We start from the raw sequence: 12,757 nt of genomic DNA, 5'->3' as shown, positions 1-12,757 counted from the left end.
GGCATTCCCACAACGCTTGTGGGAACGCGGCAGCAGATAACAGTCTTCGGTTCAGCCCACTATCCAGTTATTGAATAATGAGCGGTTGGTTAAATAATGTCTCGCAAAGCAGAGCTTTTGGAGCAGGCATTACCAAATAGAATTTGGTAACGAGCTAAAATATTCGTATTAAATTGATGCAAGAATTATTGCTTAAAAATCAAATTCTAAGCCCGCGTAGGTTGTGCTGACGAAGGATGCTCAACAAAATTGCAACATTATTGAACAATAGATGTTGGGCTTCGTTCCTCAACCCAACCTACCGCGCTATCCAGTTTGAATAATGGGCGGTTGTTAAGTTCACAATACATCCGTAGGTTGTGCTGACGGAGGAAGCTCAACAAAATTGCAACTTTATTGAACAATAGATGTTGGGCTTCGTGCCTCAACCCAACCTACCGTGCTAAAGCTATTGCTACCAATGCAGATGTTAGTGTTAAACCCGTAATCATAAGTCCGCCTAGCGCCATAAACATACCTCCAAATATATTTGTTAAGAACCCTCTCCAAAATGAGTCACTTGGTAAATGAGTTCGTACCATATACCATGCTAAAAAGTGAGCAACAAGAGCAATACCAGCAATTAGGTAGGGTGATATAATGGCAGCAATTAATAGAAATGGTAATATTGAGACTACTACTGCTACCGCAATGAATGACATTCTCGTTCTACGCACTGCGTAGAATGAGCCATTGACGCGCTGCGTCAAGTATGGTGGACGCTGGTGCGTCCTATTGGGTGACGACACGGTGCATCGTCACGAGTCAATCTTTTACATCTTGTTCAACTAGTTACTACGCTCAGCGTGGTAATTCAGCTTTGACGCTCTGCGTCATGGGTTCATTTATTCTGAGTATTTCCATTGATATGATTTAAGTTTTCTTCATAAATGTCCTTAATTATTAAAGCTCGCGTAGGTTGTGCTGACGAAGGAAGCTCAACAAAATAGCAGCTTTCTTAAACAAATAGTTGGGCTTCGTTCCTCAACCCAACCTACCGTGCTAAGCCATTGATTTTTTGGTCTAAGGTATTTTTGTAACTTACTGATTTTATTGCTTGAAACAAGTCTAATAAATACCAACTTGCTTCTCAACTACGTCTTTATTTTTTTTGTGTTTTTCAATCACATTAATATACCCCTGTAGTTTTTGTAATATAGTTTTTCTAGGCTCTTTCTCTTCTTTAACTGCTTGCTCTGTAATTATTAGATTTTTGTTTTGTTGAAAATAACTAAAACCCAACCAAACACTTAAAACAATACCTACAACAACGGCATAAACAGCATAATCCCGCTTTACTCGAATAAACCGAAACCGCCGCCAAACCCTAGGCAAACGCACACTCAAACGATTCTGCACAAAAGAAATAAACACCGTATCCCGCAAATCATCTCTCTTATCAACCTTTTTAAGCCAACGCTTTAACATCCACTGCACTGTCACCACTGTTCCTTTTGGTAATGCCACATTAAAATCAAACTCTGATTCATCACTTGCCTGTATCAACAACGCCGCCAAAACTTCCCGTATCTGCTTATCCTGCTGCTTAGACAACCGAGCAATCAAGGCTTGCCGCAACCAATCAGGCATAAACCCATAACGCAACCAAGGCAATTTAGCCAACTGTCCCAAACGTGCCGTACTCAATACATCCAATTGCTGCCCTAAATACACCGTCAATTGCCATTTCAATTCTGGATACACCGCACATGCTGCCAACCACAATAAACCATCCGCATCTAAATATTGCTCTAACTGCGCCATCAACTGCCCCAATTCATCCTTATCCAATCGATGCCGCTCCAAAACTCGCCGTGGACGCAATTGCAAATAACGTGGATAACGATGTAACTCAGTCGCTTGCAACGACACGGGTTCAGCTTGCCACAGTGCTGCCAACGCGCTCAAACCCTGCTCATTCGCTGGCACAACCATAAAATCCACACCCTGCAATAACTGCTGCCGATACTGTAAATGCGCCTCACTCGAAAACATCAATACACTGCGCTGCTCCCAATCAAACAACTGTGAAACCCAATGTGCCAACTGTCCCGTCAATGGATCAATCAAACCCTGTGCATCAGAAAAAATCAACAATCGATGTTCGGGATAACGTGAAACCAACGCCTGCAATGCAATCGGCTGACTCTCGTTAGCGGCATAACAACGGCGCGGGTCAGTATCAAAATAAAACCGCTCAAAATACACACCTTCATCACGCAAATTGTCTAACAACTCATCAACTAAGAAGCTGTGATGATCTTTAAACGTCAGCCTATCCACCAAAATCAAATACTCTGGCGACTGTTTGCGCGTGGCATAAATCGGCACAAAAAAGCCTGCATTATTCAAAGTCGCTTTTAAACTCGCATCAACATCCAAACGCTGCGAAGGCACATCAATATGCTTGCGTAACTGCTGTGATGAACGAGCCAATTTCACCACAGGAAATAAATCCGCCTTTATCTGTTTGACAAATAACTGTTTAATATCAGGTGGAGAAGTTGGTAATTGACGTTTTAAAAACGCTTGCTGATTCCATCGCCATAACAACCCAATCAATGGCAACAATAAAATCCCTGCAACAAAATAAATCCACGGTGGTATCGGTTTTGAAATGTCTGTTTGTGGTATTTCAGGCTTTAGATTTGGCTGCGTCTCTGCTTTTTCAGGCTTTGGATTATCTGTTATTGGTGTCTTTGGTTCTTCAGGCTTCGGATTATCTGTTATTGGTGTCTTTGGTTTTTCAGGCTTTGGATTATCTATTGTCTGCGTTTCTGCTTTTTCAGGCTTCAGATTATCTATTGTCTGCGTTTTTGGTTCAGTTGATGGATAAAAATAATCTTGAATATCCTGCTGATATATACTTGCAACAATCAACAATGCAATCAAAACCAGCCAAAAAACACTTTTCCAAAGCTTCTCACGCCATTGGAATTGTTTAATCACTTGTTCAGTGTGTTCATTTAAATGGGATTGAGGTTCGTATTCAGGTAAAACAAATCGTTCAAAACGCTGATAAAAATCAATTTGCTCTTCTGATGATTGACAAATAAGCGGTGCGATATACGTTTTTAAATCTTGTGGGTTTTCTGGCAACTCACCACGTTCTGCCAATGCAAAAATCAAACGCTCCACAGACACCAATTGTCCCACGCCAATAGCATAACCTTCCTGACGTAAATCAGTGAGAAATGAGAGTAATTTTTGTGTGAGGAGATTTGTGGTCATAATTTATATCAAGAATCTAATTGAAGCATATTAACTAATCGTTTGTATTTGCGATGCTTTGACTAAATTTTGGTCAACGGTTAAAAGTGGAATATCATGATGCCATGCTGTGGCAGCAATGAATCGGTCAGCAGGGTCTTGATGTACAAGCTCTATCTCTCGACTCTTTATCGCAATCTCCAAATTAATATCTAAAACAGTGACTGGCAATATTTGAAAAGCATTTGTTATCCATTCTTTTGCAGGCTGTTTAATTGCTATTTTTTGTTTCTCAGCAAGCAAGACTACTTCCCAGATGGTTATAACAGAGATGCACAACTCATTATGTTCTGTATTTAAAATATCTGTTACTTGAGTACTGAGTTTTGTAGGATTTAATAAACTCCATATCCAAATATGTGTATCAAGCAAATATTTCACTGTAAGACATCCCACGTTTCTAGCTTTTCAGTTGGCTCGACAATATCGCCAATAATTTCCGCAGTTCCAATCATGCCACCAAGTCGACGAGTTGTTCTGTGCTGCGGTCTTGTTTCATCATTGGCAGCCTGTTGAATTGTTATTAAATCTTGTCTGATTTGTTTTATTTGGCTTAAAAACTCTTGTAGTTTATCCTCTGGTATTTGTTCCAACTCTGCCAAACAAGCTTGTTTTAATTCTGCTGTGTTCATAATATATTCCTTTGATTTATCTAAATAATTAAAGATTATGGAGTTTGGGTTTTGTAATATTTAGCCTTTTAGCACAATTAACAAATTTCTTATCAAATGTATAAAAATGATTTGTATCCAAACTACTCACTAAATGTATTGCATCACCAAAATCCATACCTTCCCGATAATAATTCAAAGCTAACTCAATCTGTTCAACTTGCTCAACAACTATATTTTCTAAATCTAAAAAATCTATAAATACCGTATAAATTGATTGCTTTTCAAATTTATATACACCTCTTAAAACCCACTCAAGCTCAAGTAACACACTTTTAGCAATCCATACTTGTTCTGGTGAATTTAAAATTGCTAACGCTTTTTGCACCTGAGTTTCATCATCATTTAAGATCAGTCGAACAAGTAAATTAGTATCAATCGCATTCATCGTTCATTTTCCAACCATTCTTTTTTCATAGCCTCTTGTAAAGCGGTTTCAATCTCTTCTAAAGACTTGGGTTTTCCTTGATATTGCAGCCTTCCAACTAAATCTTCTGGCTTTATTTTTTTGCGTGTTTTTCTAACAATACCAGCTTGTTGCCATAATTGAGAAATACATACTTGTTCATCATTAGCTGCTATTTGAATAGGCTCTAAATCTTGTTCAAGTTGTTGTGATAAAAAATTCAACGTCTCTTGTAATTTATGCTCAGGCATTTGTTCTAATTTTGCTACACAAGCTTGTTTTAATTCTGCTGTGTTCATCATTTATTCCTTCTAATTCAGAAAAACCTAATACAAAGTATAGCAATACCTAGTTAATTACTTAGATAATAAACCCTTAGCAGTATCCCAATCTTCCCGATTTTTCACCAACGCACTCAAATACCAATTTTGCCCTTTTAACAATTCGTTAGGGGTATTTTGCAATAAAACCAACCAACTCAATAACTCAGCCGTTGCAGGCTTTTTGCGTAAATTGCCATCATCTCGTAATGTTAAAAACAAATCCAATTGCTCATCTAAATTTTTATCTTCTGGAAAATCAGGCAAACGGGCTTTAACAATCTCACCTAATTTATCTTTTTCAGGGAATTTGATGTGATAATAAGCACAACGGCGTAAAAAGGCATCAGGAAGATGTTTTTCTGAATTACTGGTTAATACTAAAATCGGTTGTTTATTAGGGTCATTCACTCGAAACGTCTTTTCTGTCTCAAGCACCTCAAAACAACTATTTTCTACCTCATTCAAAATATCATTGGGAAAATCACGCGGGGCTTTATCAATCTCATCAATCAATACCACTTGATGTTGTTCTAAATTATCAGCTTCTTTAATTGCCTTGCCTAAGGCTTGATATTTAACATATTGTTCTTTATCTAAATCAATGCTTGCTTGTAAATCATGATAGCGTTTCAATGTATCAAATTCGTAAAATAATGCTTGGGCAACACTGGTGGATTTTGTATTAAAACGTAGCGGTTCTGATTGATTTAATTCATGGGCTAAAAAATAAGCAAATTGGGTTTTTCCTGTGCCCGCTTCACCCGTTAACAACAAAGGTTGTCCCAACATCAAAGCGACGTTTGCAGCATCTACTAAACCTTTATCGGGTTCATATTTTTCTGGATTATTTAATTTTGGTAGTGGTTTGTCCATATAAAATCGGCTCATAAATAGTCCCTGCTAAAAGGTATGTTTAACAATATTCTTCTAATAATTTCTCAAATTTAGCTGTGGCTTGCTTCATAGTAAGTGGTTTTGAGCAATTAAAGGCGTTTTCAATTTTTTTTAATACCTGACTATTCATACAATCTTGTTTTGAAAAATATTGTTTAATTTCTTTACAAATTTCACTACTACAAACTTTTGTTAACTCAGGTAATATTTCAACATTTTCTATATTAATAGACGACAAGGTGGTTTTGATACGTGCATTAATCGCGTCATTTTTAAATCCAAACAAAGTATATTTATAACTAAAGTGAATACAGATAATGACAGGATTTTCAAATTCTGCTTTTTCCCATTCACTACAAAAAGTAATTAATCCTTGAATATCATTACTAATTTGCATCAAACTAGAAAAATCATCAGTTGATAAATCAATAGAAATAAAAATAGGAGATAATTTTGTCTGAATATTAAGTTCTTTAGTAATTTTATGCCTTGTCCTTTCTACACCATCACTTAAAATTTCTGTCGCAAATTTATGTATGTAATGCTCTTCTTTATGATTATATTTTCCAAGTGGGATTTTATATGGTTTTATACCAATATGAGATGTTTGGCTATGGATATAATTTTCGACTCGCTCAACAAATCTATCGGTTTGGGAATGGCTATCACCATGAATAATAAATAATAATGGCTTACGATAATATTTTTTGCGGCCATCATTTTTGATGGAATTGAAGTGTTGAGTAATGGATTGTTCAAATAAGATAGCTTGGTCTGTTCTATCTAACTGGGACAATAAAAAGCGGTATTTGGTGAGGTCTTCACAAAAGAAAGAGGTTGATGTGGTATTTTTTTGTTTTTCAATCATACAGCTATTGATACCAAAGTCTTTTAGCATTTCAACTCCAGCTTTAATACCAGTCAATTTGCCAATTACTTCAGAAAAAATTCCTAACAACATCTCGAACATTGTTTTTATGCTCCTCGCAAAACAAGTTTTGCACTCCTTTACAATCAATCATCCATTGCCATTAAATGATGTTGTCTGGTACAAAAATCATCTGCTGCATTATAACCACCAATTTTGAGACTATGATTTCTCACTGCGGTTTCTAACAATACTGCCAAGTTACGCCCCGGTGCAACAGGCAAGAAGATTTCTGGAATGCTAACCTCTAAGATATTACGCATCTGAAAATCACCTTGTAAACGATCAATGGTTTCCATCCGCTCTTGCGTCATGTGCTGTAAATGGATGATTAAACGTAAAAACTTATCCCTTTTAATCGCACTATCACCATACAACGCTTGCACATTTAATATCCCTAAACCACGTACCTCTAAAAACGCATTCATTTCAGGAAAGGGAGATGTACCACTTAAAATCTGCGGCGCAATTCGGGAAAATTCGGGCGCATCATCCGCAATCAAACGGTGTCCACGGCTGACCAATTCCAAAGCCAACTCACTTTTACCCGTACCACTTTCACCCATAATCAATACACCCATGCCCAAAACGTCCATAAATACGCCGTGCAAAGTCATACGTGGTGCGACCATACGGGCAAACGCGGTATGTAAATGATTGATGACGTGTTCGCCAGAAATTTGCGAAGTGAAAAGTGGGATATTAAATAAATTGGCGTAATCAGTGAGATGCTGTGGGATTTCTGGCATGTCAATCACAACCATACATGCCAAATTTTGACTTTCAAATAATCGGTCAAGGGTATTTTTGCGCTCTTCGGTGCTCAAAGCATCCAAATAGGCAAACTCATAAATCCCGACAATTTGAATTTGATGCGGGTGAATCGGATTTAAATAACCAATGTTAGCGAGCTTGTAATCACTTTGCAAATGAATCAGTCGCCGGCCACCTAATTGCCCAGCAACCCAATGTAGCGCAAGACTGTCTACATAGTTCTTATATAATTCCTCAACGCTGATTTGCTGTAACATATCAATTGTTCAAGGTCTGCCACTGAGTTAAAAGATGAAACTTATCATCACAATCCTCGGTTTCGCGCAATTGCTGCCGAAATTTGGCATCGCTGAACATCTCTGCTAAAGCTGCCAATAAATCCAAGTGTTCTTGAGTACACTCTTCTGGCACTAATAAAGCAAATAATAAATCAACGGGTTGATGGTCTATAGCTTCATAGTCAACTCCAGTTTCTAACTGCAAAAATGCACCTAGTGTTACGTTACATTGGCTGACTCTGGCATGAGGAATTGCTACACCATGTCCAATACTGGTACTACCTAAACGCTCACGGGTCAATAAGCTGTCATAAATTTCCCGGTTGCTAATGTCGTGCATTTCAGTTGCAAGCAGCTTACTAAAATACTCTAAGACGCGCTTTTTACTGGTTGCTTGTACATGACATAAAATACGTTCAGGCGATAGAATGTCTACAATCTGCATTTGTCACTCGAATGACTTGGTTTAAAAAGAGAAAACCCCCTTGGGTAAGGGGGCAACCATAAGGAATTCAGTTTAATAATATCTCATAAACTTATCTTTAGTATCTAAACTCAGTTTGAAAGTTGTGCTTCAAAACTGTGCTTTACTAGTAGATATTCCCAAATAGGGGAACAAATGAGTCTATAAGATATTGATAAAAAAGATTCCTACTTAAGAAATGCCAGCTATTTCACAGTCTCAGGAGCATGATTCATAGCACGACCATCCGCTTTGTGATGATCTTTGACTTTTTCTTTGTGTTTTTTAATTTGGCGGTCAAGTTTGTCAGTTAATGCATCAATGGCGGCATACATGTCTTCATTTTCAGCATTAGCAAACAGATTCGCACCACTAACATGAACTGTGGCCTCTGCTTTCTGACGGAGTTTTTCTACACTGAGAACAACGTGCATGTTGGTCACATGATCAAAATGACGTTCCAATCGATCCATTTTATCCGCCACGTAAGAACGTAATGCAGGTGTAATATCAATGTGGTGTCCGCTGAGATTTAATTGCATCTCATCACTCCCTGTTACTGGTTATCTTAAGCTAAACGCTTGCGTTCGTTTGACGGTGGTATTACCATCGCTTCACGGTATTTCGCAACAGTGCGTCGAGCTACCTTTATCCCCCGTTCTGAGAGGATTTTGGCGATCTTATTATCGCTCAGGGGTTTTGCAGCATTTTCAGCCGCGATTAACTTCTTAATCAAAGCACGAATCGCAGTAGATGAACACTCACCACCACTTTCCGTACCAACATGACTAGAGAAGAAATATTTCAATTCAAAAATCCCACGAGGGGTATGAATATACTTCTGGGTCGTTACCCGCGAAATCGTTGATTCGTGCATGTCCAATTCTGTCGCAATATCATGCAGAATCAGAGGTCGCATGGCTTCCTCACCATATTCTAAAAAGCCAGCCTGACGTTGAACAATACAACGTGCTACTTTAAGTAGCGTGTCATGCCGACTGCGTAAACTTTTAATAAACCAGCGTGCTTCTTGTAAATGATTTTTTAAATTACTGGTTTCTTCTGATTTATCAGCACGGGTAATCAAACCTGCGTATTGTTCATTAACGCGCAATTTGGGTGCGATATCAGGGTTTAAATCCACTTTCCATTCATCTTTAACTTTTTTCACGAACACATCAGGAATAATATAATTAGGACGATGTGACTCGATTTTTCTACCTGGGCGTGGTTCTAAAGATTGAATTAAGTCAATTACTTGCTGTAATACTGTACGCTCTAATTTGGTTTTACGCAATAGTTGATTATAGTCGTGTGTACCGAGCAAGTCTAAATATTCACCAACGACACGTAACGCTTCTGTCCGCAAGGGTACATCTTGATTAAGGGCATTTAATTGTAATAACAAACATTCTTTTAAATCACGTGCGCCAATCCCAACAGGGTCAAAATGCTGCACACGGCGTAAAACCGTTTGTACTTCTTCTATGCTAATTTCTTCTTCAATATAGGTTTGTTCTTCTAAGCCAATTGCTTCATTGATGCTGTCACAAATTTCCTGTAACACGCAGGTATTGGGAGTAGGGGTTTTTAAATAACCATCCTCATCAATGGAATCAATAATCGCAAGTGCAATAATACGGTCAATTTCGCTAAACGGGGTTAAATCAAGTTGCCAAACAAGATAGTTTTGCAGAGTTTCAGGCGCACTACCTTGTTGTAAAGCCAATTCTTTGCCATTAACATCAGGGTTATTATTGCTGTTGTTTAAATCTTGGTGGCTATAGGTATTTTCATAAATATCTTCCCATGCACTGTCTACGGCTAACTCAGTGGGAATATCGGTTTGGGCTTCAAATTGTTCACCCACTTCTGGGGTGCTAGGCGCATCTTCAAAATCTTGATTGGCTTCATACTCTTCACTATTAAGCTGCTCTTTCACTTCATCATTTAACTCGAATTCTTCCTCTTCAGCCACTTCTAACATGATATTGGATTCTAAGGCTTGTTGGATTTCTAGTTGTAGGTCAAGTGTAGATAATTGCAACAAACGGATCGCTTGCTGCAATTGGGGAGTCATTGTAATTTGTTGGCCTAGACGCAGTTGTAAACTTTGTTTCATAGCTTCATTTTTTCATCTTTTTTGACTAACACAACGTTTTTATTGGGGCTATTGAACATCTTATTGGGACAGACAGTCCTATTACTACAAGGTAAATTGATGTCCTAAATAGACTTCTCTAACATGGTGGTTGTGCAAAATATTTTCAGGTGTACCTTCCGCAATCAGCGTCCCATCACTCACAATATAAGCACGATGACAAATATCTAAAGTCTCTCGCACATTATGGTCTGTGATTAAAACACCAATGCCTAATTTACATAAATGCCCGATAATGCGTTGAATATCAGAAACTGAAATCGGGTCAATACCTGCAAATGGTTCGTCTAGTAAAATAAAGCTGGGTTCTGCCGCCAATGCTCTGGCAATTTCCACCCGACGTTTTTCACCGCCAGATAATTGCATTCCCAGTCTGTCTTTAATATGCGTAATATGCAGTTCTTCTAGTAATTCATCTAAGCGTTGTCGACGTTGTTTTTTATCTAAATGAGGCTGTAATTCTAAAATTGCCCAAATATTGTCTCTGACACTTAGTTTTTGGAATACGGATGTTTCTTGTGGTAAATAGCCTAAGCCCATTTGTGCCCGTTTGTGCATGGGGTAAAAAGTGAGGTCTTGTCCATTTAGGGTAATTTGACCTTCATCACAAGGAATTAAACCGACTATCATATAAAAGCTGGTGGTCTTACCCGCACCGTTAGGGCCTAATAGTCCTACAATTTCACCACTGGATACCTGCAAGCTGACATCTCGAACAACGGGACGAGACTTATATTGTTTAGCAAGATGTTGTGCAACGAGTGTTGTCATTCCTTGTAACTCTATTTCATGAGGACTGGTAGTCCTGAATTTAGTGAACGATACATTACTTTATGAGAATAATGAGGGTTACCAGTCCTTAGGGTATTCCCTACTGTTTCGGTTGAATCGTGACTGAAATTCGCCCTTTTTTACTTTTACCTTTATCAGCTCGAATAATACCGCGTTTGGTATCGTAGCTGACATGTTCACCCGTAAATTTATCTTCTCCCTGCCACACCATGGCCTTTTGCGTTAAGTGTAGCATATCTTTATGAGCATAATACTCCATTCTATTCGCTTTGGCATGAATATCTGGCTTTTTACCATCGGGCTTGATTTTAAATTGTACAGGGCTACCTGTTGCAACCGCTTTTTCTAAGGATTGACTCTTAGAGTAGTGTAAAGTCAGCTTTTCTGAGTTAATGCGGATAGAACCTTGAGTGACAATGACATTGCCTGTGTAAATAGCAATGCCTTTAATATCATCAATCATGGCTTCATCGGCTTCAATACTAATGGGTTTATTAGTATCGCTAGATAATGCCAAGGCTGGATTTGCTATAAATAAGGCTATCCAAAAAATAATTGTTTTACTTAACTTCATAATGCCCCCTCACGCGAGAAAACAGTTCAATTTGTTCGGTTTGTAGATAGGCTTTCATGCCAATGCTCTTAGTGATGGTGTTGTTATTGCGGATTACGCTGGGTTCACTACTTTCAGCGAATTGGCTGGGCTTATGGAAATAGACCTCTTTAGATAAAATGGTCATTGCTGTTTGTTCAGCGGTTTCCTCTCGCCAGAAGACGGTATCACCTTGCAACCAGATATCTTCATTATTGGGGGTGATTTCACCTTTTTCAGCCTGCACATGCCAATTAGGTTGCTCTTGCTTATAAAATAGCATAATTGGCGCGGATAGTTTAGTGTTTGATTCTGGATAATGTAGCATATTTTGGGCTTGCAATTGGCTGTCAATTTTGCCTTCTGGGGTCATGCTAAATGTCGTGAAATTTTTTAACGTGTAATCAGGCACTTCTTGTTCCGCTTGCATCATATCATTTGCTGCATCATTGTCCTTGTTGCTTTGAGAAAGCCATGTTGTTGCAAAAGCAATTACGCAGAGTAAAATCCACCCTGTCCAGCGCAATACATCAGTTCGAATCTGCCGCCAGCGTTGTTTTAGGGTTTTTGGTTCATCTTGTTCGTTTTTGTCCAAAATATGTTTATTTCCTGCTTTTAAATGATTTAAGTTTTATAAAGCATGGGCTGATATTGTTTAAATTCTGTTGATGCTTCTTCATCCCAAGGCCAAATACCTTCTACAGTTGGGAACACAAGTTGCCATATATCAAAATCAGAGCCTTTGTTATACCAAATATTCCAACCAAAATATTCTGGATAATGTTCTGGAGCAACTTTCTTGAAAGTAATCTCGAATCCACCACCAAGAAAGCCACTATAATACTGATCTAGTTCAAATATTTCGCCAGCATTGATCCGGGTATTGTATTCGTTGATGATCCAATGTGCTAAATTTTGCTTTAAGCCCATAATAACAAGGTCTGGGTGTTCTGTCTTATGCTGAATGCCAACTGAATAAGTAAAACGTGGCAAATCATCTTCTGCAAATATATGCAAAATGTGACAACCATACTTTTCAATATTGTCTAAGGCTTTTTGCTCATGTTTATCCATATAATTAACAAGGTAAAAATACTATAGTGGTAGCTCGTATGTTTGGTAGACAACGTAACTTTACAGGTCAAAGCCTTTGGGAATTCCTCTCT

General features: G+C 38.2%; 15 protein-coding genes. All 15 read right to left on the bottom strand.

Going from position 1 to position 12,757, the window contains the following annotated elements; genetic code table 11:
* Positions 1 to 1,107: 1,107 nt before the first annotated feature.
* Complete coding sequence (locus ABXH34_RS03820; RefSeq protein WP_353570539.1) at positions 1,108 to 3,270, bottom strand: hypothetical protein; 2,163 nt, start codon at positions 3,268 to 3,270, stop codon at positions 1,108 to 1,110.
* A gap of 30 nt (positions 3,271 to 3,300) precedes the next feature.
* Positions 3,301 to 3,690 carry a type II toxin-antitoxin system VapC family toxin gene (locus tag ABXH34_RS03815; RefSeq protein ID WP_353570538.1) on the bottom strand — a complete coding sequence of 130 codons (390 nt, stop codon included), beginning with the start codon at positions 3,688 to 3,690 and terminating at the stop codon, positions 3,301 to 3,303.
* A complete protein-coding gene (locus tag ABXH34_RS03810) occupies positions 3,687 to 3,941 on the bottom strand; it encodes a hypothetical protein (protein WP_353570537.1) in 255 nt (84 codons plus the stop codon). Before ABXH34_RS03810 ends, ABXH34_RS03815 begins: the two co-directional genes overlap by 4 nt.
* 28 nt (positions 3,942 to 3,969) lie before the next feature.
* Positions 3,970 to 4,368: a type II toxin-antitoxin system VapC family toxin gene (locus ABXH34_RS03805; protein ID WP_353570536.1), complete on the bottom strand. Its 399-nt coding sequence runs from the start codon at positions 4,366 to 4,368 to the stop codon at positions 3,970 to 3,972.
* The gene (locus ABXH34_RS03800) at positions 4,365 to 4,688 is read right to left on the bottom strand and encodes a hypothetical protein (protein WP_353570535.1); all 324 of its coding nucleotides are present in this window, start codon (positions 4,686 to 4,688) and stop codon (positions 4,365 to 4,367) included. The genes ABXH34_RS03805 and ABXH34_RS03800 overlap by 4 nt, the downstream gene beginning before the upstream one ends.
* A 54-nt stretch (positions 4,689 to 4,742) precedes the next feature.
* A complete protein-coding gene (locus tag ABXH34_RS03795) occupies positions 4,743 to 5,597 on the bottom strand; it encodes an AAA family ATPase (RefSeq protein WP_353570534.1) in 855 nt (284 codons plus the stop codon).
* Between the two features lie 25 nt (positions 5,598 to 5,622).
* On the bottom strand, positions 5,623 to 6,573 hold the full coding sequence (locus tag ABXH34_RS03790) for a hypothetical protein (protein WP_353570533.1): 951 nt from the start codon (positions 6,571 to 6,573) through the stop codon (positions 5,623 to 5,625).
* A 44-nt stretch (positions 6,574 to 6,617) separates the two neighbouring features.
* Positions 6,618 to 7,562, bottom strand: a complete 945-nt coding sequence (gene hprK / locus ABXH34_RS03785) for an HPr(Ser) kinase/phosphatase (RefSeq protein ID WP_353570532.1) — start codon at positions 7,560 to 7,562, stop codon at positions 6,618 to 6,620.
* 1 nt (position 7,563) lies between these two features.
* Positions 7,564 to 8,028 carry a PTS IIA-like nitrogen regulatory protein PtsN gene (gene ptsN, locus ABXH34_RS03780; protein ID WP_353570531.1) on the bottom strand — a complete coding sequence of 155 codons (465 nt, stop codon included), beginning with the start codon at positions 8,026 to 8,028 and terminating at the stop codon, positions 7,564 to 7,566.
* Between the two features lie 224 nt (positions 8,029 to 8,252).
* Complete coding sequence (gene hpf, locus ABXH34_RS03775; protein ID WP_353570530.1) at positions 8,253 to 8,588, bottom strand: ribosome hibernation-promoting factor, HPF/YfiA family; 336 nt, start codon at positions 8,586 to 8,588, stop codon at positions 8,253 to 8,255.
* A gap of 26 nt (positions 8,589 to 8,614) precedes the next feature.
* Complete coding sequence (locus tag ABXH34_RS03770) at positions 8,615 to 10,168, bottom strand: RNA polymerase factor sigma-54 (RefSeq protein WP_353570529.1); 1,554 nt, start codon at positions 10,166 to 10,168, stop codon at positions 8,615 to 8,617.
* A gap of 84 nt (positions 10,169 to 10,252) precedes the next feature.
* Positions 10,253 to 10,978 carry an LPS export ABC transporter ATP-binding protein gene (gene lptB, locus ABXH34_RS03765; RefSeq protein ID WP_353570528.1) on the bottom strand — a complete coding sequence of 242 codons (726 nt, stop codon included), beginning with the start codon at positions 10,976 to 10,978 and terminating at the stop codon, positions 10,253 to 10,255.
* 100 nt (positions 10,979 to 11,078) lie between these two features.
* On the bottom strand, positions 11,079 to 11,573 hold the full coding sequence (gene lptA / locus ABXH34_RS03760; protein WP_353570527.1) for a lipopolysaccharide transport periplasmic protein LptA: 495 nt from the start codon (positions 11,571 to 11,573) through the stop codon (positions 11,079 to 11,081).
* Positions 11,560 to 12,186 (bottom strand): LPS export ABC transporter periplasmic protein LptC, encoded by a 627-nt coding sequence (lptC, locus tag ABXH34_RS03755; protein ID WP_353570526.1) that lies wholly within the window; start codon positions 12,184 to 12,186, stop codon positions 11,560 to 11,562. Before lptC ends, lptA begins: the two co-directional genes overlap by 14 nt.
* Positions 12,187 to 12,215: 29 nt before the next feature.
* Positions 12,216 to 12,665, bottom strand: a complete 450-nt coding sequence (locus ABXH34_RS03750) for a DUF4262 domain-containing protein (protein ID WP_353570525.1) — start codon at positions 12,663 to 12,665, stop codon at positions 12,216 to 12,218.
* Positions 12,666 to 12,757: the final 92 nt, after the last annotated feature.

The organism is Candidatus Albibeggiatoa sp. nov. BB20 (assembly GCA_016744725.1).
Taxonomy (GTDB): Bacteria; Pseudomonadota; Gammaproteobacteria; order Beggiatoales; family Beggiatoaceae; genus Albibeggiatoa.
The sequence above is the reverse complement of the archived record's forward strand: the minus strand, read 5'-3'. Positions and strand labels throughout refer to the sequence as shown.